Raw genomic sequence first — 21,418 nt, 5'->3', positions numbered from 1 at the left:
AGGTTTGCCCGGCATAATGCCACTGATGACGGAACCGCATAAATATCTATGAAGAAATGTTATCCAACTTTGCTGGCCACAACGGTATGGGCCGCACTTTATGGTCAGTATGCACATGCTGATCTCGCAGCGCAGTGTATGCTGGGTATACCTGTTTATGATCAGCCAATCATTAATGGCGATTTAAATCAACTCCCTATCAATATTCTGGCAGATGATTCACGCGCAGATTATCCGCGTTCCGCTAAATTTATCGGTAATGTTAATATTAAACAGGGTAATAAAACCCTGACCGCAGATAAAGTACAACTTGATCAAACAGAAGATGAAGTTCCGTTAAGAACCGTGACTGCAACGGGTAATGTTCATTATGATGACCCTCTGATTATTCTAAAAGGGCCACGTGCCTGGTCTAATTTAAATAATAAAGATACCGATATGTATCAGAGTGATTATCAGATGGTCGGACGTCAAGGACGCGGCACCGCAGACAAAATGAAACTGCGTGGTGAAAACCGTTATGCCATTCTGGATAATGGTACCTTTACTTCCTGCCTGCCGGGTAATGATAGCTGGAGCGTTGTCGGCTCCGAAGTTATTCTCGATCGCGAAGAAGAAGTGGCCGAAATATGGAATGCCCGTTTCAGAATGGCTAACATTCCAGTATTTTATAGCCCGTATCTTCAATTACCGATCGGTAATAAACGCCGTTCAGGGTTTCTTATTCCTAACGCCAGCTATTCCAAAAAAGCCGGCTTTGAATTTCAGCTACCCTATTACTGGAATATTGCACCGAATTATGATGCAACGATTACACCGCACTATCTCAGTAATCGTGGTTTAAAACTGGATAATGAATTCCGCTACTTAACCAAAGCTGGCACAGGTACCCTTGCTCTCGACTGGCTGAATAACGATGAACAATATGTCAAAGACAAAAAGACAAACACACGTACCGCCAGAGAGAGTGATAATCGCTGGTTATTCTACTGGAGACACAGCGGTGTGATGGATAGGGTATGGCGTTTTAATATCGACTATACCAAAGTCAGTGATCCCGAATATTTTTCTGATTTCAGCTCTCAATATGGTTCCACCACCGATGGCTACGCTACGCAAAAATTCAGTCTGGGCTATGCTCAACAGAACTGGAATGCCACGCTATCAACTAAACAATTCCAGATTTTTTCTAAAGATACCAGTAGAAAAGCCTACAGAGCTGAACCACAGTTAGATTTGAACTATTACAAAAACGATCTGGGGCCATTTGACCTGAAAGTCTATGGTCAGGCGGCAAAATTCACCAGTGTAGGTAAAAACAACCCGGAAGCAACCCGCTGGCATCTGGAACCCTCCATTAACCTGCCACTCTCCAATGGCTGGGCCAGTATGAATAATGAAGTTAAGCTGATGGCGACTCACTATCAGCAGGATATTCCCAAGGCTCTTGAGAATGCTGAATATAAAGAATCTGTTAACCGGGTTCTGCCACAGTTCAAAAGCGAAGCCAAAATGGTGTTTGAGCGTTCAACATACCTGAACAGCAATTACACCCAAACGCTAGAACCGCAGGTTCAGTATCTGTATGTGCCATACAAAGACCAAGATAATATCAACAACTTCGACTCATCTTTACTACAAACCGACTATACCGGCCTGTTCCGTGACCGCTTTTATGGTGGCCTGGACCGTATTTCATCTGCCAATCAAGTGACTACCGGTCTCACTACCCGTCTTTATGATGAAGGTTTAGTTGAACGTTTTAACCTGTCATTAGGTCAAATCTATTACTTTGAACGTCCACGCACCGGTAAAGAAACCATCATCAACAGTAAAGATAATACAGGTATGATGACCTGGGCAGGTGATACTTACTGGAAAATTAATGATTCCTGGGGCTTGAAAGGTGGCATGCAATACGATACTCGCCTAGGTAGCGTAACGATGGGAAATGCAGTGCTAGAATATCGCCGTGATGAAGACCGACTTGTGCAATTGAACTATCGTTTTGTTGACAGAGATTATATCCAAGCTACAGCTAAGAGCGCTCCGGCTTTCCAGCAAGGGATTTCTCAAGTCGGTCTGGTTACAAGTTGGCCGTTAAGTGATCGCTGGGGTTTCGTAGGCGCTTACTACTACGATACTAAAGAACAGCAACCGGCAAGTCAGTTAGTGGGTTTGCAGTACAACACTTGTTGCTGGGCAATCAACGTTGGCTATGAACGCAAGATCATTGGTTGGAAAGACAGCGATAGCGAATATGACAACAAATGGTCATTTAATTTTGAACTTCGTGGCTTAAGTAACAATCATAGTTTAGGTAGCCAGAAAATGTTGAAGTCTGGCATCATGCCATACCAACGAGCATTCTGACGCCAAGAACATTTTGATATTAAACACGATAAATCCGCTATTGCGGAACCTACATATGATGGGAAAAGTATGAAGAACTGGAGAACTCTCATTTTCGGATTGATGTTTTCAGTGAGTACTGCCTTCGCTGCACCTCAGCAAATGGATAAAATTGCTGCGGTCGTTAATAACGGAGTGGTACTGGAAAGCGACATCAACAACCGCTTACAATCTGTCAAACTGGATGCGCAACATGCCGGCCAGCAAATACCGGATGAACAAACGCTACGTCATCAGATCCTTGAACGTCTGATTATGGATAACATCCTGTTACAAATGGCAAAACAGATAGGGATCACCATTCCTGATCAAGCATTGGATTCTACAATTGCCAATATTGCAGCTCAGAACCACATCACTGTGGAACAAATGAAACATCGCATTACTGCTGACGGAATGAGTTTCGATACTTACCGTGATCAAATCCGTAAAGAGATGATGATAGCAGAGGTGCGCAATAATGAAGTTCGCCGTCGTGTCACCATTTTGCCTCAAGAGATCGACGCCTTAGTTAAACAAATTAGCAACCAGAATACTAACGATACAGAACTGAATATCAGCCATATTCTGATCCCATTGCCAGAAAACCCTGATCAGGCACAAATGGAAAAAGCCATGACGGTAGTGCAGAAAATTATGTCTGAACTTAAACATGGTGTTGATTTCGGTAAATTGGCGATCGCTTACTCTGCTGATCCGCAAGCGCTGAAAGGCGGTAATATGGGTTGGAGTCGGCTTGAGGAATTACCAACTCTGTTTGCTGAACAACTGCAATCAGCTCAGAAAGGAGCCGTTGTTGGCCCAATCCGCTCCGGTGTTGGTTTCCATATTCTCAAAGTCAATGATATCCGTGGCGGTAACCCAACCATCGCCGTCACTGAAGTTCACGCCCGCCATATTCTATTGAGAACTTCCCCTGTCATGACCGATGATCAAGCGCGCACTAAGTTGCAGCAAATCGCCAGTGATATTCGCAGCGGAAAAACTGATTTTGCCGATGCCGCAAAAGAGTTTTCAGACGATCCTGGCTCAGCCCTACGTGGTGGTGATCTCGGCTGGACTACCCCTGATATCTATGATCCTGCTTTCCGCGACGCGTTAATGCGCCTGAATAAAGGTGAAATCAGTCAACCTGTTCACTCATCTTTTGGCTGGCATCTGATCCAACTATTGGATACCCGAAAAGTTGATAAAACAGATGCCGCTCAGAAAGATCGCGCTTACCGTATGTTGTTCAACCGTAAATTCACCGAAGAAGCACAAATCTGGATGCAGGAACAACGCGCCTCAGCTTATGTGAAAATTTTAGATGGCAGCGATGCACAACAATAAACCGATTATTATCAATAAACCAATTGTTATTACCCCCGGCGAGCCTGCCGGGGTCGGACCCGACTTAACGGTTGCTCTTGCTCAACAAAGTTGGCCAATGCAACTGGTCGCTTGCGCAGACCCCAACCTGCTTCTCGACAGAGCCAGACAACTTAATTTACCTTTGCAATTACAAGAATACTCTGCTGACAAAACCCCCGAACCACAGGCTGCCGGGACGTTGACAATATTGTCAGTTCCTCTTCATGCCCCCGCAATCGCCGGCGAATTGAACCAAGAAAACGGCAGATATGTCACCGAAACACTGGCCCGAGCCTGTGACGGCTGTTTAAACGGAGAATTTTCAGCATTAGTCACAGGACCGGTTCATAAAGGGAATATCAACGATGCTGGCGTGCCTTTTATCGGCCATACCGAATTCTTTGCCGATCGCAGTGGATGCCAGCGAGTTGTCATGATGCTTGCAACAGAAGAGCTTCGGGTTGCCCTGGCAACGACTCATCTGCCTATTGTTGATGTACCAAAGTCCATCACTTTCGATAGTCTGCGGGAAGTGATTACTATTCTTAACCATGATTTAAAAACAAAGTTTGGTCTGGCAAAACCCTGTATTTATGTTTGCGGTCTGAATCCCCATGCGGGAGAGGGCGGCCATATGGGACGGGAAGAGATTGATGTCATTATTCCTGCATTAGCCAGTCTGAGAGCAGAAGGCATCGTGCTGGAAGGACCTTTACCGGCAGATACCCTGTTTCAGCCTAAATATCTTCAACATGCAGACGCCGTGCTCTCGATGTATCATGACCAAGGATTACCCGTGTTAAAATACCAAGGTTTTGGCAGAGCAGTGAATATTACATTAGGCCTGCCGTTTATCCGTACTTCGGTCGATCATGGCACAGCACTGGAACTGGCCGGGACAGGTCAAGCTGATGTGGGAAGCTTCATCACCGCATTGAATTTAGCAATTAAAATGATACAAAACAGTAATGAATAACAGAGTCCACCAAGGGCACTTTGCCCGTAAACGCTTCGGGCAAAACTTCTTAACCGATCAATTTGTCATTGATAGTATTGTTGCCGCTATCAATCCACAACCCGGCCAAGCAGTGTTGGAAATTGGCCCCGGTCTTGGTGCATTGACAGAACCGGTCGGCGAGCGCATGGATAAAATGACCGTGGTTGAACTCGACCGCGATTTGGCCGCTCGTCTACAAATCCATCCGCAATTAAAAGATAAACTTACTATTATCCAGCAAGATGCCATGACGGTTAATTTTAGCGAATTGTCTCAGCAAAGAGGGGAGCCGCTGCGCGTCTTTGGTAATTTACCTTATAATATTTCCACACCGTTAATGTTCCACCTTTTCAGCTATACTGGTGCTATTGCTGATATGCATTTTATGTTACAAAAAGAGGTTGTAAACCGTCTGGTAGCCGGCCCCGGAAGTAAAGCTTTCGGGCGTTTGAGTGTCATGGCTCAATATTATTGTCAGGTTATCCCTGTACTGGAAGTACCGCCAAGCGCGTTTACTCCCGCACCTAAAGTCGATTCAGCCGTTGTACGTCTGATACCGCACAAAAGCATACCTCACCCCGTCAAAAATATTCGTATGCTGAGCCGGATCACGACTCAAGCTTTCAACCAACGGCGTAAAACCATCCGTAACAGCCTCGGTGATCTTTTTACTGTAGAACAGCTAACAGAACTTGGTATCGATCCAAGTACTCGTGCCGAGAATATTTCTGTTGAGCAGTACTGTAAAATGGCAAACTGGCTATCAGAACAACCTGAAATGCTGTCATAACAGGAGTCAATTATGATTAATACGCCCAGGGTTTCTATTCAGGTACAAAGTGTTTATGTAGAAAGTCAATCGTGTCCCGATCAACAGCGTTTCGTTTTTGCCTATACAATCACTATCCGAAATCTTGGGCGCGAACTGGTTCAGTTAATTAATCGTTACTGGCTAATTACTAACAGTGATGGTCATCAAACAGAAGTTCAGGGGGAAGGTGTTGTTGGTGAACAACCCATAATCCAGCCAGGGACCGAATACCGTTACACCAGCGGCGCAATATTGGAAACACCCTTGGGTACTATGGAAGGCCATTATGAAATGGTCGACCACAACGGTGAGCCATTTCGTGTTGCCATTCCGGTTTTCCGTCTGGCTATCCCAACGCTGATTAATTGATTATGTCTACATATCTCATTGGTGATATTCATGGCTGTTATCGTGAATTACGGGCTTTATTAACTAAAGTCGATTTTGATCCTAAAAAGGACACATTGTGGTTAACAGGAGATTTAGTTGCCCGCGGCCCGGACTCTCTTAATGTTCTCCGGTATGTTAAACAGCTAGGCTCAGCCGCAAAAGTGGTACTAGGCAATCACGATCTCCATTTATTGGGAGTTTATGCCGGGATCAGCCGTAATAAACCTAAAGATAAAATTGATTCGTTACTGTCTGCGCCAGATGCCGATGAATTAATTAATTGGCTACGCAAACAACCGTTACTACAGTGCGATGATGATCTAAAACTACTCATGACACATGCGGGCATTACGCCTCAATGGGATTTGGAAACAGCCAAAATGTGCGCTAGCGAAGTTGAAACTATGCTCAACAGTAGCAGTTACCCTCTGTTTCTCAATTCCATGTATGGAGATATGCCAAACAACTGGTCACCAGAACTCTCTGGGCTAGCGCGTTTGCGCTTCAGTACCAATGGATTGACACGCATGCGTTACTGTTTTCCAAATGGTCAATTGGATATGTTGTGCAAAGATAAACCCGAAAACGCGCCTGCGCCGCTAAAACCTTGGTTTGAACTGCCACGCCAGATCCCATCAGGGTATGCCATCGTTTTCGGTCACTGGGCATCATTAGAAGGTCAGGGAACACCCGACGGATTTTATGCATTGGATACAGGTTGTTGTTGGGGAGGACAACTGACGATGTTACGTTGGGAAGATAAACAATATTTTACACAATTATCGTTACCGCAGTAAGACAGCAATAAAGCCAGACACGCCGTGAAAAAAGCTCATCGGCGTGTTCTATCAATTAGAGGCGGCGTTGTAAAATCTCAAAACAGTAGCTGTGAGAATTTAATTCATCGGCATCATGGTATTCAGTAAACTCAGAATCCCATTCATCCGGTTCATAGTCAGGAAAATGCGTATCACCTATCACTTCTGCATCGATGTGTGTCAGGTACATGCGGTTCGCTCGTGAAATAAATTGGTCATAAACTTTACCACCCCCCATGACCATAACCTCTTCCGCATCACCCGCCACAGCCAGCGCTTCATCAACTGAGCTTACCCAGGTTACACGTTCATCATTACCCGGCTGATTACTCAATACAATATTGAGCCTTCCAGGTAACGGATGACCTATGGATTCATAAGTCACTCGTCCCATAATAACAGGTTTATTCAATGTATTACGTTTAAACCAGGCTAAATCCCCCGGCAGATTCCACGGCATTTTATTCTCCATGCCGATAACCCGATCCATAGCTAAAGCAGCGATCAAGCTGATATTCATTAAGCCACCTTATAGGCAAATAGTATAAAAATTGATGACACTATACGGAAAGGGATGTACCCAGTCGATAGGCTCAACACCTTCTTAAGTACAAAAAATTAATTTATACTTGGTTTATTACTTAAGACATTTATTGATCAAAATAATAACAAAACTAATATTAACTATAGGGTACATTATGCTGGAAACATCACTAGTCGTCATCACTATCTCAACGTTGGGTATGCTCTCTCCCGGTCCTGATTTCTTTCTGGTAGTCAAAAATGCCATACGTTACCAACGTTCTGCCGCCATGATGACAGTTATGGGCTTAATCGCCGCTATCGCTTGCCATATGGTTTACTGTGTCGCCGGGTTGGCTATTGTTATCACCACAACACCGTGGCTATTTAATCTGATGAAATATGCTGGAGCGGCTTATCTTATTTGGATTGGGATCAATAGCTTGTTTTCTCGCGGAGGGAATACTCTCACTCTCGATGCTCAACCACGACAGATCGTCACTTTCAAAAAAGCGTTTATGCAGGGGTTTTTATGTAATTTGCTCAATCCCAAAGCAACGTTGTTCTTCCTGGCAATATTTACTCAGTTACTAAATGTCAATTCTGGTGTTGGTGAGAAATTGTGGTATGCCTCTATTATCTGGGGATTGGCGGTTATCTATTGGCCTCTGTTAGTCATATTAATTCAAAGCGCACCAGTACGCCGCGGATTAGCTAAAACTCAGAAAGTTATTGATAAATTACTAGGTATTGTTTTGATTGGCTTAGGTGTCAAAGTAGCTCTGGGCTAACAGACAGTGATTCTTTCTCTTTAATTTTTCAATAAACATAAAAAAGTGCGCTGAACAGAGCGCACTTTTTTTACTTCAATTAATTAGAATATAGACTAGCTATTAATCGCCGCATGCATTTCCTGTACAGAAATCACTTGCTCAGTTGGATCTGCACTCAGTGCCATCGTTGTCGCAAATCCACCATTCAATGTGGTGTCATAATGCACTTTATATTGCAGTGCACTACGGCGAATAAGTTTGGAATCCTCAATTGCCTGACGACCGGCAGTCGTATTTACAATATAGCTATATTCACCATTTTTGATTCTATCCTGAATATGCGGACGCCCTTCATGAACTTTATTCACCAGACGAGGGTTAATCCCCGCTTCACCTAGTACAACCGCAGTACCATGAGTCGCATCCAGTTCAAAACCCTGTTTCAGCAACTTAGCGGCCAAATCCACAACCCGGCCTTTATCACCTTCACGCACTGACAGAAGCGCCCTACCACTTTGTGGCATTTTAGCGCTACACCCCAATAGTGCTTTTGAGAAAGCTTCGGCAAATGTACGCCCAACGCCCATTACTTCTCCGGTTGACCGCATTTCAGGCCCAAGAATCGGATCTACACCTGGAAATTTGTTGAAAGGCAATACAACCTCTTTCACCGAATAGTATGGTGGGATGATCTCCTGAGTTGCACCTTGCTCAGCCAGAGATTGACCAACCATCACTCGAGCTGCAACTTTCGCTAGTGGTAAACCGGTCGCTTTAGAAACAAATGGCACAGTACGAGCTGCACGTGGGTTAACCTCAATTAGATAAACCTCGTCATTCTTGACGGCAAACTGGACATTCATCAAACCACGCACACCTAATTCAAATGCCAGTTTTTCTACCTGTTGACGCATAACATCCTGAATTTCCTGACTTAAGGTGTAAGCAGGCAGTGAACAAGCTGAGTCGCCGGAATGCACTCCAGCCTGCTCAATATGTTCCATAATGCCGCCGATCAAGACACGCTCACCGTCACAAATAGCGTCAACGTCCACTTCCACTGCATCATCAAGGAAACAATCAAGCAATACCGGGGCATCATTAGAGACACTGACCGCAGTCTGGAAGTAACGACGCAGGTCAATTTCGTCATATACGATTTCCATCGCGCGGCCACCCAAAACATAAGATGGACGAACCACCAGCGGATAACCAAGAATGTTTGCCTTCTCAACTGCACGTTCTATCGTGGTTACTGTGGCATTTTCAGGCTGTTTCAAGCCAAGACGATTTACTGCCTGTTTGAAACGTTCACGATCTTCCGCACGATCAATCGCATCCGGGCTGGTACCAATAATTGGAACACCGGCGATTTCTAGTTCACGAGCCAATTTCAGCGGAGTCTGCCCACCATAATGCACAATCACCCCTTTTGGCTGTTCAACACGTACAATCTCAAGAACATCTTCCAAAGTCACCGGTTCGAAATAGAGACGGTCCGAAGTATCATAATCTGTTGAAACAGTTTCTGGGTTACAGTTCACCATGATGGTTTCATACCCATCTTCACGCAGTGCCAAGGCTGCATGAACACAACAATAGTCGAATTCAATCCCTTGCCCGATACGATTAGGGCCACCACCCAATACCATGATTTTTGGCCTATCACTATTCGGATTAGCCTCACACTCATCTTCATAAGTGGAATACATGTATGCAGTATCAGTCGCAAATTCTGCCGCACAGGTATCAACCCGCTTATAAACCGGATACAAATTATATTTGTGGCGCAGCTTGCGGATCTCTTTTTCGGCCACACCGACCAGTTTTGCCAAACGCGCATCAGCAAAACCTTTACGTTTCAGATGACGCAGGAAGTCGGCCGTCAAGCTGTTAATTCCCTGCTCTGCCACCTGCTCTTCCAATCTCACTAGTTCTTCAATTTGCACTAAAAACCAGCGATCAATATCAGTCAGGTTAAACACACCATCAACAGACATACCCGCACGGAAAGCATCGGCGATATACCAGATACGCTCAGCACCTGCATCTTTTAATTCGCGACGAATTTTAGTCAACGCTTCTGGATCATCTAAATTGACTTTCGGATCAAAACCGGTTGCCCCGATTTCCAAACCACGCAATGCTTTTTGCAGAGATTCTTGCTGAGTGCGGCCAATCGCCATCACCTCACCAACAGATTTCATTTGGGTTGTCAGACGATCATTGGCGCCAGCAAATTTCTCGAAATTAAAGCGAGGAACTTTAGTGACTACATAGTCGATAGAAGGTTCAAAGGAAGCTGGCGTGCGGCCACCAGTGATATCATTCATCAATTCGTCAAGGGTATAACCCACAGCCAATTTAGCGGCAATTTTAGCAATCGGGAAACCGGTCGCTTTCGAAGCCAACGCAGAAGAACGGGAAACACGTGGATTCATTTCGATGATAACTAAACGGCCATTTTTTGGGTTCACCGCAAACTGTACGTTAGATCCCCCAGTTTCTACACCGATTTCACGCAATACCGCCATCGAAGCGTTACGCATGATTTGATACTCTTTATCCGTCAGCGTTTGCGCCGGGGCGACTGTGATGGAATCACCGGTGTGAATCCCCATCGCATCAAAGTTTTCAATGGAGCAAACGATAATGCAGTTATCGTTTTTATCCCGCACAACCTCCATTTCATACTCTTTCCAACCAATCAGAGATTCATCAATCAAGAGTTCGTTGGTTGGTGAAAGATCCAAGCCACGCTCACAAATTTCCTCGAATTCTTCACGGTTATAGGCGATGCCGCCACCGCTTCCTCCCATAGTAAAGGAGGGGCGGATAATACAAGGAAAACCGACTTTATCAACAACTGCCAGCGCTTCTTCCATTGAATGGGCGATACCAGAACGCGGAGTTTCCAAGCCGATCTTTTTCATTGCTATATCGAAACGGCGGCGATCTTCCGCTTTATCAATCGCATCTGCGGTAGCACCAATCATAGTAACGCTAAACTCTTTCAGAACTCCCTGACGCTCCAATTCTAAAGCACAGTTGAGTGCGGTTTGCCCGCCCATTGTCGGCAGAATCGCATCAGGACGCTCTTTTTCAATGATTTTACGCACCACTTCCCAGTGGATCGGCTCAATATAAGTAGCATCGGCCATCTCTGGATCAGTCATAATGGTAGCAGGGTTCGAATTCACCAGAACGACACGATAACCCTCTTCCCGTAACGCCTTACAGGCTTGTGCTCCTGAATAGTCGAATTCACAAGCCTGACCAATAACAATTGGGCCAGCACCCAGAATCAGGATACTTTTAATATCAGTACGTTTTGCCATTTTATTTTCTCCTGATTACTTGGTGTTATGACGATTATTTTTCTGACAATACTGTTCAATTAGGTCAATAAAGTGATCAAATAACGATGCTGTTTCATGTGGACCAGGGCTGGCTTCTGGGTGCCCCTGGAAACTGAATGCGGGTTTATCTGTGCGATGAATCCCTTGCAACGTACCGTCAAACAGAGATTTATGAGTAATGTTCAGATTTGACGGCAGTGATCTTTCATCTACAGCAAAACCGTGGTTTTGGGCAGTAATCATAACAACATTACATTCAAGATCTCTTACCGGATGGTTAGCACCATGATGGCCGAATTTCATTTTCATGGTTTCCGCGCCACTCGCCAATGCCAGCAATTGGTGTCCAAGACAGATACCAAAAATTGGAATCTCTGTCTCAAGCAGGGTTTTAATTGCTTCGATTGCATAGCCACAAGGTGCCGGGTCCCCCGGTCCATTAGATAAGAAAATACCATCTGGATTCAGTTTTAGTACATCTTCAGCCGGTGTCTGGGCAGGAACAACTGTCAAGCGGCAGCCACGATCCACCAACATTCGCAAAATATTTCGTTTTGCACCAAAGTCATAAGCAACAACATGATAAGGCAGATCCTGCTCTTGCTTATCTTCCGGTAATCCCTCCGCCAACGTCCAGCTCCCCTGTAACCACGGATAAATCTGTTTAGTTGTCACCTCTTTTGCTAAATCCATTCCCTCCAGTCCCGGAAACGCTTGCGCTTTTTCCAGTGCAACCTGAGCGTCAATCTGTTTACCTGCTATAATACAACCATTCTGTGATCCCTTTTCTCTTAGCAAACGCGTAAGTTTACGGGTATCGATATCTGCTATCGCAACAATATTATGGCGTTTAAGGTAATCAGAAAGCGTTTCTTCGCAGCGGAAGTTACTGGTCAACAGTGGTAGATCACGAATCACCAGCCCTTGGGCCTGTACTTTTAGTGATTCTTTATCGGCTGAGTTAACACCGACATTACCAATATGGGGATAAGTAAGAGTGACAATTTGGCGGGAATAGGAAGGGTCTGTGAGAATTTCTTGATATCCGGTCATCGAGGTATTGAAAACCACTTCCCCAACTGCCGCCCCTTCCGCACCGATGGCACGACCGTGGAATTGGGTTCCGTCTTCCAGAACCAATATAGCTGACTTAATCAAAACACCCTCCAAAGAATAATTACTCGCAATTAGTGCATATTAATTCAGATCTGTTCCTCAAAATCAATGCCAAAGCTGCTTTTTAGGCAAAATTTTGGCAAATTGCGCGCATTCTAATGATGAGAGGGGGAGTTGTCTACAAAAAATGTTACTTTTCTTATTTTTTTACACATTTCACTGAGTGAATTAATAAAATAAGACTAAAAACAGCAACAAAACTAATTTAGAAAACAGTAATCAGCATAGAAAACTTGATTCTCAGATGAAAAGCTGAAAATAATCATAAAAAGGAGAAAAAAGCAGAAAATTAAGGTTGGAAATAAGACAAAAATAGAAAAAACAAACCAAAAAATAACAAAATTAAACAAAGAAATCTAAAATCGCATAATAAAATATTTAATTATGCGATATCAATAAGTTGAAAAAATTTTCTTTCAAAGTAAATCAAGATTTAGCACATCTTTCATATCAAAAAGACCGCTATTTTTACCCCTTAGCCATAAGGCAGCCTTTACAGCGCCATTTGCAAACGTCATCCGACTGGAAGCCTTATGAGTTATCTCTACTCTCTCCCCAATATCGGCAAATATAGCGGTATGCTCGCCCACAATATCCCCGGCACGGATAGTCGCAAAACCAATACTTTTCGGATTACGTTCACCGGTATAACCTTCACGGGCATAGACAGCACACGTTTTAAGATCCCGCCCCAAAGCATGAGCAATAGATTCTCCCATTGCTAAAGCTGTTCCTGATGGCGCATCCACTTTATGGCGGTGATGTGCTTCGATAATTTCGATATCGCTATACTCCCCCATCACTTTCGCTGCTTTTTCTAATAACTTAAGTACCAGATTCACACCCACGCTGAAATTCGCAGCAAAAACAATCGGGATATCAGCAGAAGCCTCTTTAATTGTCTGCTTACCAGCCTCATCAAAGCCAGTTGTACCAATCACTATCGCTTTACCGTTCTGGCGACAAATTTCAAGATGAGTCAACGTTCCTTCCGGACGGGTAAAATCGATAAGAACATCAAAATCATCAACGATATTTTTCAGGTCATCATAAACAGTCACACCTGTATGACCAATACCTGCTAACTCTCCAGCATCTGCGCCAATCAGAGAAGAACCGGAACGTTCCAAAGCTGCACCAAGAGATACCCCATCTAATTGATAAATAGCCTGAATCAACTGACGTCCCATACGCCCACCAGCGCCAACAATAGCAACACGAATATCTGTATCAGCCATAAGCCCTCACTATGAAGTTAGTCCTTTTCCTGATTAACACGATGATCAGTCAGATGAATGTTTTAGATAAAGATCATATACACTATTTTATTCTTACTTACCTTAGAAACTTAGACTATTTATCTAATTTCTTTGACTTCAACACGTAACTCTTTCGGTACTTCAAACACAATATTTTCTTCCCGACCATGTAATTCCCTGACGGAATCAGCCCCAAGATTTTTCAGGCGTTCAATAACTTGCTGAACTAAAATATCCGGTGCTGAAGCGCCAGCGGTTACACCAACCAAGGAGGTACCGGTAATCCACTCTTCTTTAATATCCTCAGCAGAATCTATCAGATAAGCAGGCTTACCAACTCGCTGAGCTAACTCAGCAAGACGATTAGAGTTAGATGAATTCTTCGAACCCACAACCAAGACAACATCAGCATCAGACGCCAAATCCCGCACTGCTTCCTGGCGGTTAGTCGTCGCATAGCAGATATCATCTTTACGAGGACCAACAATGTTTGGGAATCGCGCATTAAGTGCATCAATCACTTCTGAAGTATCATCAACGGATAACGTGGTTTGAGTCATAAAACACAAGTTGTCTTCATCTTTGACTTTCAAGTTCCATACATCTTCCGGAGATTCAACCAGATACATTCCACCTTCTGCATTGTTGTACTGACCCATCGTACCTTCAACTTCGGGATGTCCAGCATGACCAATCAGAATCGCTTCTTTACCCTTGCGGCTGGCTCTTGCTACCTCCATATGGACTTTCGTCACTAAAGGACAAGTCGCATCGAACAACATGGTCAAATTGCGAGAACGCGCTTCTGCACGAATAGCCTGTGAAACACCATGTGCCGAAAAAATCAGAATCGCATCATCCGGTACTTCTGAAATTTCTTCAATAAAGATAGCACCCCGCTTGCGCAGGTTATCTACAACATAACGGTTATGCACAACTTCATGACGAACATAGATTGGCGCACCATATAATTCCAGTGCGCGTTCTACAATACTGATAGCACGGTCAACACCGGCACAAAAACCGCGAGGGTTAGCCAGCAATATCTGCATGGTTTTCCTCCAATTGTGGATCAATTTCCAACACTTCAATTTCAAACGTGACGTTCTGATCAGCTAACGGGTGATTGAAATCAACAGTCACAGATTCTTCCGTTACGGCTTTGACTATACCCGGCATTTCACTGCCATTCATCGCCGTAAATAACATTATAGTGCCAATTTCAGGCATACCCGTTTCAGCAAAATCACGCGGAGTAAAATATTGGATCAGATCAGGGTTTGGTTTACCAAATACATTTTCACCAGCCAGAGTAAAACTATGTTTATCTCCCTCTGTTAGCCCAGTAAGCTGCTGTTCTAAAGGTGAGGAAAGGGTTCCATCACCTAAGCGGAATAATGCAGGTTTACCCTGAGTGTAAGTGGAGTCGGCAATGGAGCCATCTTGCAGTTTTAAAGTGAAGTGCAGTAAAACTGCACTATCCTCCTGCACCTGGTTTGACATATTACTTATCCCACTTTGATTGTCTTTTCATCCGGGCTTAAAAAGCTATCAATGATAACCAATCCAGCCCCGATGCATATCGCCATATCGGCAATATTAAAAGTTGGAAAGTGCCAATCACCGACATAAAAATCAATAAAATCGATGACAAAACCATGAACCAACCGGTCAAACAGATTACCCAATGCTCCACCAATAATCAGGGCATAAGCGATATTACTCAGTTTCTTCTTTGCACTGGCACGATACATCATCACCGTCAACACAACTGAAATGGCAACGGCAATGAATGCAAAGAACCAACGCTGCCAACCGGCTTTCTCTGCAAGGAAACTGAAAGCCGCCCCAAAATTCTGGGCATAAGTCAGATTAAAATAAGGTATCAATGGAACGGATTCATACAGATGAAAGTGTTGCAACACTAGCTGCTTACTACCCAGATCCAGAATCAATACCACAACAACTAACCAAAGCCAGCGAAGGCCGGTGGAGCAAATGGGTTTATTCATCAGGCAAACTTACGCTCTTCGCCGTTACCGGCAACATTAGTTACACAGCGGCCACAAAGTTCTGCGTGTTCCGCCACCAATCCCACATCTTTAGCGTAATGCCAGCAACGAGGGCATTTTTCGCCATCCGCTTTACGGAAAGCAATTTTCAGGCTACCGATTTCGCTTTGTTGCGCATCTTCACCAGCCTGCTCATAACCTGCAATAACAACCTGAGATGTTAGCAGAACGAAACGCAATTCATCTCCGAGGCTATTGAGTTTGTCCGCCAGTTCATTATCAGCGTACAGCGTCACCGCAGCCTCCAATGAACTACGGATATGTTTGTCTGCGCGTGCCTGCTCCAGCACTTTGTTAACTTCACCACGCACTGCCAGCAAATCAGCCCAGAAAGCATCATTCATTGCTTCGCCTGCGGCCAGACCAAACAAACCGTCATACCACTCTTCGGTAAATACATATTGAGCACGTTTGCCAGGCAACTCATTCCAAACTTCATCGGCAGTAAAGGAGAGGATAGGCGCCATCCAGCGAACCAACGCTTCCGCAATATGATACAGCGCAGTCTGACAACTGCGACGCGCCAGACTATCGCTCTTAGCGGTGTACTGACGATCTTTAATGATATCGAGATAGAACGACCCCATCTCCACGGAGCAAAATTGCATCATACGCTGAACAACCGTGTGAAAATCATATTCATCGTAGGATTTTGCAATGTCCGCCTGTGCCGCCTGAGCACGCCCCACAGCCCAACGATCCAGCACAGCCATCTCTTCTGGTTCAACCCTATGTTGTTCAGGATCAAAACCATTCAAGTTTGCCAGCAGGAAACGCGCCGTGTTACGGATACGGCGATATGCATCAGCAGAGCGTTTCAAGATCTCATCGGATACCGCAATTTCACCGGTGTAATCGGTAGAAGCAACCCATAGACGCAGAATATCCGCCCCTAATTTATTTATGACATCCTGCGGACTGATGGTGTTACCGATAGATTTAGACATCTTACGGCCCTGACCATCCACAGTGAAACCGTGTGTTAACACCTGACGGTAAGGCGCTTTACCTTTTATTGCCGTTGAGATCATCAGGGAAGACATAAACCAGCCACGGTGCTGATCTGAACCTTCAAGATAGATATCCGCAGCGTTACCTTGGAATTCAGGGCGAGCATCAACCACCGATGCGTGAGTTGATCCCGAATCGAACCATACATCCAACGTATCAAAAATTTTGACATAGTTAGCCGCGTCATCACCTAGCAATTCGGCTGGTTCCAGATCCCACCACGCCTGAATACCGTCAACTTCAACACGTTTTGCCACTTCTTCCATCAATTCAATAGTACGTGGATGAAGCTCTTCTGTCTCTTTATGGACAAAAAGAGACATCGGCGTGCCCCAAGTACGTTGACGTGAAATACACCAATCAGGGCGGTTTTCAACCATTGCCTCAATACGAGCCTGACCCCAACCCGGAATCCACTGAACGCCTTTGATCTCTTGCAACGATTGTTTACGCAGACCATTTTGATCCATGCTGACAAACCACTGCGGCGTGGCACGGAAAATAATAGGCGTCTTATGGCGCCAGCAACAAGGATAACTGTGCTGTAATTTTTCCAAATGCAACAAGGCATTGTTTTCACTCAGGATATTCAGCACAACATCATTCGCCTTAAAGACAAACATGCCATCCAGTGAAGGATAAGTGCCGGGCAGGTAGCAACCATTAGGACCAACCGGATTTGCAACTTCCAAGCCATATTTCTGACCAAGAACAAAGTCGTCCGGGCCGTGACCTGGCGCCGTATGCACAGCACCGGTACCTGCATCCAGAGTCACATGATCACCTAGCACAACCGGTGACTCAAAATCCATAAACGGATGTTTGAAGCGCAGCAGCTCCAGAGCGGACCCCGCACAATGCCCTAGCACTGCCCACGAAGTTATACCCGCACGCTGCATCACACTTTCTACCAAATCAGCAGCCAGAATCAGACATTCGCCCTCAATCTGCACTAATTGATAGCTAAATTCAGCATGCAAAGCGATCGCCCGGTTAGCTGGCAACGTCCACGGCGTGGTTGTCCAGATAATCAAAGAGACCGGTTGATCTGGTGCCTGCACACCAAATTTCTCACAAACGGCTGCTGCATCAACCGCATTAAAACGCACGTCAATCGATGGAGAAGTTCTATCGTAATACTCAACTTCCGCTTCGGCCAGTGATGAACCACAATCAGCACACCAGTGAACAGGTTTGGCGCCTTTCAACAAATGACCATTAGCGATAATACGGCTCAGTGCACGAATAATGTTGGCCTCGGTCTTAAAGTCCATCGTCAGATAGGGACGTTCCCAGTCACCTAATACACCCAGACGAATAAAGTCTTTCTTCTGACCTTCAATCTGCTCTTTGGCATATTTACGGCACTCGGCACGAAATTCAGCGGCGGAAAATTTTTCCCCGGGCTTACCAATAATCTGCTCAACCTTAAGCTCAATAGGTAAACCGTGGCAATCCCAACCAGGAATATATGGCGAGTCATATCCCGCCATCCCTTTGGATTTAATAATAATATCTTTGAGAATCTTATTGACTGAGTGACCAATATGAATACTGCCATTCGCGTAAGGAGGGCCGTCATGCAGAATAAATGTTTTTTTACCGGCTTTTGCTTTACGAATTACCTGATACAACTCATCTTTGTACCAACGTTTTAACATATCTGGTTCGCGCTTTGCTAAATCTCCACGCATTGGAAACCCTGTTTCTGGCAGATTCAGGGTGTTTTTATAGTCACTCATTCGATTCTCAATTCCAATTTTCCGCTAGATACATGACACAAGTCGCTGTTTAAAAAATTCCTTCGCAGCGACCAAATCATTAGCAATTTGCTGCTTGAGTGCATCAAGGGAAGCAAACCGCTGCTCATTACGCAATTTTTTGCGTAACACCACATCAATATAACGCCCATAGAGATCCATTTGGGTATCAATTAGATGTACTTCAAGTTGTTGACCCTGACCAGAAACTGTTGGACGTGTACCAATATTGGCAACACCCGGCAAGGGCTGGTCTCCTAAACCATAGACTTCAACAACATAAACACCTTGTACAGGAGCCACTAATCGTTTTAACGGCAAATTCGCTGTTGGAAAACCAATAGTGCTCCCTAGTCGTTTACCGTGAACAACCCGGCCACAAATGCTATATGGATGCCCTAATAATGTTTCGGCTAATACCAAATCATCATTTTGCAATGCTTGACGAATAGCTGTGCTGCTGATCCGCAAACCATTATCACAAAAACTTTCACTGTTGGTCACATCAAAGCCGTATGTTTCACCGGCTCGCTGCAAAAAGGCAAAATCACCACTGCGAGCTTGACCAAAACGAAAATCATCTCCTACAGCGAGAAACTTAACACCCAATTTTTCCACCAGCAACCGTGAAACAAAAGCTTCTGGCGTATTTGCCGCAAAATTTCTGTCAAATTTCACGCATAATAAATAATCCACTCCACATTGAGCGAGATATTTGGCTTTATCCCTCAATCTCGTCAGACGCGCAGGAGCATTGCCCTTAGCAAAAAACTCCAAGGGTTGTGGCTCAAAAATCATGACCATTACTGGTAATCCCAGACGCTGCCCTTCGTGTTTTAAGTGTTTCAGTAGTGCCTGATGACCTCTGTGGACGCCATCAAAATTACCAATCGTCAACACGCAACCGCGGTGACATGTCCGGATATTACGTATACCGCGAATTAGCTCCATAGCTGGCTCAATACCCTGGAAATTGCCAAATTATACCTTGTACAAAGCTCAAGGTTAACCCACCATCATAAGATGATTTAAATCAATAGCCCTGATTCATACAACAAAAACGAGCAGGAATCCCGAAAAATATTCATTTTATTTCTATCTGGACTATTCAATGAGATTTTTATTGTGAAAGACTGTATTCCCGCTAAGTAAGCTGATAAAATCCTGCGCCATCACAACGAAACAAGTTGCCGCGGTACAACGGCGCTTATTTGCACAAATCCATTGACAAAAGAAGGTTGAACAGGCATATTCCTCGGCCTTTGAATTGTCCTCGATAGAATATATTTGGGAGTTGGACCTTGGCTAATATCAAATCAGCTAAGAAACGCGCCATACAGTCTGAAAAACGTCGTCAGCACAACGCTAGCCGTCGTTCTATGGTGCGTACCTTCATCAAGAAGGTATATGCTGCTATCGCTACTGGCGATAAAGAAGCTGCACAGAAAGCATTTAATGACATGCAACCTATTGTCGATCGTCACGCCTGTAAAGGTCTGATCCACAAAAACAAAGCAGCACGTCATAAATCTAATCTGACGGCTCAAATCAACGCAATGCAATAATTTGCGTTTGGATTACTGAAAAACCGGCCTGCGCCGGTTTTTTTGTGTTTGCAGTTATTATCAATTATTTTTTAAGCGCGCTTCTTAGGTGGCACATTAAACAACGCAGAAAAATCTTTATTACATACCCTTTGAACAGCCGGGTGTTGAATCATTCGTTCAGCAAAAATCACATAATATTCTTCCTGCACCGCATCCAACCGACCAATTTCAGCAATATCATTATCTGCAAAAATATCATTGGTATACAAAGATGGCGCTACAAAAATCGCATTATGATACATACCAAACGCTTTCATTAACGCGGCATCATCAAATTCACCCAATACTTCAACCTGAAGATTTTTATTACGTATCCAAGTCAACAACTTACGCCCCAACATAGAACGGCGTCCTGGAACCAATAAGCGACGTTCCTCCAAACATTCCGGGAAAGGTTTTTCCGGGATAGGTTGTCGGCAGAAAAAACTTACATTACATTCACCCAGTTTTACTGAAAATAGCCCTTCCTGCTGGGAAGAATCCACCGGACAATCAGACAATATCATATCGAGTTTGTGCTGGCTGAGTTGTTCCAGCAACAATTCATGAGTTGATTCAAAACAACGTAGATGGATCTGTTCATGCTCCACAACCGCCGTTTCCAATACCTGACTAACCAGACGTTTGGACAGTGCATCAGCAACACCAACATCAAATAAAAGGTTAGATTCACGGCTGTAGTTAACGATATCCAACATCTCCTGGCTCAGCATAAACATCTTATCCGCATAGCGGAAGATAAGCTGTCCTAGTTCTGACGGCACCAGACCCCGACCTTGACGTTTGAACAGCTTGCCTCCCAGACGCTCCTCCAGCGCCTTTATCTGTCCGGTGATCGTCTGAGGTGTTAGATAAAGCGCCTCTGCCGCCCCAACCACAGAGCCTTCTTTGCAAACATGCCAGAAATAATAGAGATGATTAAAATTCAGATGTGACACCCGCATATATTTTTCCTTGTGTATCGCTTTCGTCTAACAGACTACCTAGCCATACATCTCTAATTTACCGTTTTACGGCGATTTCCTGTTTTTCACTACATAAAGTATCCGCGATACCATTTTATTATTGTACTGCGAGTACAAAAATGAGAGTCAGTTC

18 protein-coding genes are annotated in these 21,418 nt (G+C 44.5%); 8 read left to right on the top strand and 10 right to left on the bottom strand.

Annotation, left to right across the window (positions count from 1 at the left end; translation table 11 throughout):
• Window positions 1-48: 48 nt before the first annotated feature.
• From lptD to apaH, 6 genes are all read left to right on the top strand, one after another.
• On the top strand, window positions 49-2,373 hold the full coding sequence (lptD, locus tag C6H66_RS07495; protein WP_105395241.1) for an LPS assembly protein LptD: 2,325 nt from the start codon (window positions 49-51) through the stop codon (window positions 2,371-2,373).
• Between the two features lie 69 nt (window positions 2,374-2,442).
• Entirely contained in the window at window positions 2,443-3,744 is a 1,302-nt protein-coding gene (surA, locus tag C6H66_RS07490; RefSeq protein ID WP_105395240.1) for a peptidylprolyl isomerase SurA, read from the top strand.
• Complete coding sequence (pdxA, locus tag C6H66_RS07485; protein ID WP_105395239.1) at window positions 3,722-4,741, top strand: 4-hydroxythreonine-4-phosphate dehydrogenase PdxA; 1,020 nt, start codon at window positions 3,722-3,724, stop codon at window positions 4,739-4,741. The genes surA and pdxA overlap by 23 nt, the downstream gene beginning before the upstream one ends.
• Entirely contained in the window at window positions 4,734-5,552 is an 819-nt protein-coding gene (gene rsmA / locus C6H66_RS07480) for a 16S rRNA (adenine(1518)-N(6)/adenine(1519)-N(6))-dimethyltransferase RsmA (RefSeq protein WP_105395238.1), read from the top strand. The genes pdxA and rsmA overlap by 8 nt, the downstream gene beginning before the upstream one ends.
• 12 nt (window positions 5,553-5,564) lie before the next feature.
• On the top strand, window positions 5,565-5,942 hold the full coding sequence (gene apaG / locus C6H66_RS07475; RefSeq protein ID WP_046394819.1) for a Co2+/Mg2+ efflux protein ApaG: 378 nt from the start codon (window positions 5,565-5,567) through the stop codon (window positions 5,940-5,942).
• A gap of 2 nt (window positions 5,943-5,944) precedes the next feature.
• Complete coding sequence (gene apaH, locus C6H66_RS07470; RefSeq protein ID WP_105395237.1) at window positions 5,945-6,760, top strand: bis(5'-nucleosyl)-tetraphosphatase (symmetrical) ApaH; 816 nt, start codon at window positions 5,945-5,947, stop codon at window positions 6,758-6,760.
• Window positions 6,761-6,815: 55 nt separating this feature from the next.
• Here apaH and folA read toward each other — a convergent pair whose 3' ends face one another.
• Window positions 6,816-7,301: a type 3 dihydrofolate reductase gene (gene folA / locus C6H66_RS07465; RefSeq protein WP_040151807.1), complete on the bottom strand. Its 486-nt coding sequence runs from the start codon at window positions 7,299-7,301 to the stop codon at window positions 6,816-6,818.
• 178 nt (window positions 7,302-7,479) lie between these two features.
• Between folA and C6H66_RS07460 the strand changes: the two genes are divergently transcribed.
• Entirely contained in the window at window positions 7,480-8,094 is a 615-nt protein-coding gene (locus C6H66_RS07460) for a LysE family transporter (protein WP_105395236.1), read from the top strand.
• A 95-nt stretch (window positions 8,095-8,189) separates the two neighbouring features.
• Here the strand turns inward: C6H66_RS07460 and carB are convergent, their stop codons facing one another.
• From carB to ribF, 8 genes are all read right to left on the bottom strand, one after another.
• Complete coding sequence (gene carB / locus C6H66_RS07455) at window positions 8,190-11,414, bottom strand: carbamoyl-phosphate synthase large subunit (RefSeq protein WP_046394817.1); 3,225 nt, start codon at window positions 11,412-11,414, stop codon at window positions 8,190-8,192.
• Window positions 11,415-11,429: 15 nt separating this feature from the next.
• Window positions 11,430-12,593 (bottom strand): glutamine-hydrolyzing carbamoyl-phosphate synthase small subunit, encoded by a 1,164-nt coding sequence (carA, locus tag C6H66_RS07450; RefSeq protein WP_036812242.1) that lies wholly within the window; start codon window positions 12,591-12,593, stop codon window positions 11,430-11,432.
• A 434-nt stretch (window positions 12,594-13,027) separates the two neighbouring features.
• On the bottom strand, window positions 13,028-13,849 hold the full coding sequence (gene dapB / locus C6H66_RS07445; protein ID WP_105395235.1) for a 4-hydroxy-tetrahydrodipicolinate reductase: 822 nt from the start codon (window positions 13,847-13,849) through the stop codon (window positions 13,028-13,030).
• 119 nt (window positions 13,850-13,968) lie between these two features.
• Window positions 13,969-14,922: a 4-hydroxy-3-methylbut-2-enyl diphosphate reductase gene (gene ispH, locus C6H66_RS07440; RefSeq protein ID WP_105395234.1), complete on the bottom strand. Its 954-nt coding sequence runs from the start codon at window positions 14,920-14,922 to the stop codon at window positions 13,969-13,971.
• The gene (fkpB, locus tag C6H66_RS07435; protein ID WP_036812248.1) at window positions 14,903-15,373 is read right to left on the bottom strand and encodes an FKBP-type peptidyl-prolyl cis-trans isomerase; all 471 of its coding nucleotides are present in this window, start codon (window positions 15,371-15,373) and stop codon (window positions 14,903-14,905) included. The genes ispH and fkpB overlap by 20 nt, the downstream gene beginning before the upstream one ends.
• A gap of 5 nt (window positions 15,374-15,378) precedes the next feature.
• A complete protein-coding gene (gene lspA / locus C6H66_RS07430; protein WP_046394813.1) occupies window positions 15,379-15,882 on the bottom strand; it encodes a signal peptidase II in 504 nt (167 codons plus the stop codon).
• Window positions 15,882-18,695: an isoleucine--tRNA ligase gene (gene ileS, locus C6H66_RS07425; RefSeq protein ID WP_105395233.1), complete on the bottom strand. Its 2,814-nt coding sequence runs from the start codon at window positions 18,693-18,695 to the stop codon at window positions 15,882-15,884. The genes lspA and ileS overlap by 1 nt, the downstream gene beginning before the upstream one ends.
• 24 nt (window positions 18,696-18,719) lie before the next feature.
• The gene (gene ribF / locus C6H66_RS07420) at window positions 18,720-19,664 is read right to left on the bottom strand and encodes a bifunctional riboflavin kinase/FAD synthetase (RefSeq protein WP_105395232.1); all 945 of its coding nucleotides are present in this window, start codon (window positions 19,662-19,664) and stop codon (window positions 18,720-18,722) included.
• Window positions 19,665-20,014: 350 nt separating this feature from the next.
• Between ribF and rpsT the strand changes: the two genes are divergently transcribed.
• On the top strand, window positions 20,015-20,278 hold the full coding sequence (gene rpsT, locus C6H66_RS07415; protein ID WP_036777011.1) for a 30S ribosomal protein S20: 264 nt from the start codon (window positions 20,015-20,017) through the stop codon (window positions 20,276-20,278).
• 71 nt (window positions 20,279-20,349) lie between these two features.
• On the opposite strand, the gene nhaR is transcribed toward rpsT, so the two are convergent.
• Complete coding sequence (nhaR, locus tag C6H66_RS07410; protein WP_040151823.1) at window positions 20,350-21,264, bottom strand: transcriptional activator NhaR; 915 nt, start codon at window positions 21,262-21,264, stop codon at window positions 20,350-20,352.
• Window positions 21,265-21,418 lie beyond the last annotated feature (154 nt).

The sequence above is a fragment of the Photorhabdus hindustanensis genome (assembly GCF_002968995.1).
GTDB classification, from domain to species: Bacteria; Pseudomonadota; Gammaproteobacteria; order Enterobacterales; family Enterobacteriaceae; genus Photorhabdus; species Photorhabdus akhurstii.
This window is presented reverse-complemented; position numbering and strand designations above follow the sequence as displayed.

Excerpts from the sequence above, each read along its gene's own strand:
- apaG (WP_046394819.1), top strand. The coding sequence starts at position 5,565 with ATGATTAATACGCCCAGGGTTTCTATTCAGGTACAAAGTGTTTATGTA.
- lptD (WP_105395241.1), top strand. The coding sequence starts at position 49 with ATGAAGAAATGTTATCCAACTTTGCTGGCCACAACGGTATGGGCCGCA.
- dapB (WP_105395235.1), bottom strand. The coding sequence starts at position 13,849 with ATGGCTGATACAGATATTCGTGTTGCTATTGTTGGCGCTGGTGGGCGT.
- ribF (WP_105395232.1), bottom strand. The coding sequence starts at position 19,664 with ATGGAGCTAATTCGCGGTATACGTAATATCCGGACATGTCACCGCGGT.
- pdxA (WP_105395239.1), top strand. The coding sequence starts at position 3,722 with ATGGCAGCGATGCACAACAATAAACCGATTATTATCAATAAACCAATT.
- surA (WP_105395240.1), top strand. The coding sequence starts at position 2,443 with ATGAAGAACTGGAGAACTCTCATTTTCGGATTGATGTTTTCAGTGAGT.
- ispH (WP_105395234.1), bottom strand. The coding sequence starts at position 14,922 with ATGCAGATATTGCTGGCTAACCCTCGCGGTTTTTGTGCCGGTGTTGAC.
- lspA (WP_046394813.1), bottom strand. The coding sequence starts at position 15,882 with ATGAATAAACCCATTTGCTCCACCGGCCTTCGCTGGCTTTGGTTAGTT.
- carB (WP_046394817.1), bottom strand. The coding sequence starts at position 11,414 with ATGGCAAAACGTACTGATATTAAAAGTATCCTGATTCTGGGTGCTGGC.
- folA (WP_040151807.1), bottom strand. The coding sequence starts at position 7,301 with ATGAATATCAGCTTGATCGCTGCTTTAGCTATGGATCGGGTTATCGGC.
- fkpB (WP_036812248.1), bottom strand. The coding sequence starts at position 15,373 with ATGTCAAACCAGGTGCAGGAGGATAGTGCAGTTTTACTGCACTTCACT.
- apaH (WP_105395237.1), top strand. The coding sequence starts at position 5,945 with ATGTCTACATATCTCATTGGTGATATTCATGGCTGTTATCGTGAATTA.
- rsmA (WP_105395238.1), top strand. The coding sequence starts at position 4,734 with ATGAATAACAGAGTCCACCAAGGGCACTTTGCCCGTAAACGCTTCGGG.
- C6H66_RS07460 (WP_105395236.1), top strand. The coding sequence starts at position 7,480 with ATGCTGGAAACATCACTAGTCGTCATCACTATCTCAACGTTGGGTATG.
- nhaR (WP_040151823.1), bottom strand. The coding sequence starts at position 21,264 with ATGCGGGTGTCACATCTGAATTTTAATCATCTCTATTATTTCTGGCAT.
- ileS (WP_105395233.1), bottom strand. The coding sequence starts at position 18,695 with ATGAGTGACTATAAAAACACCCTGAATCTGCCAGAAACAGGGTTTCCA.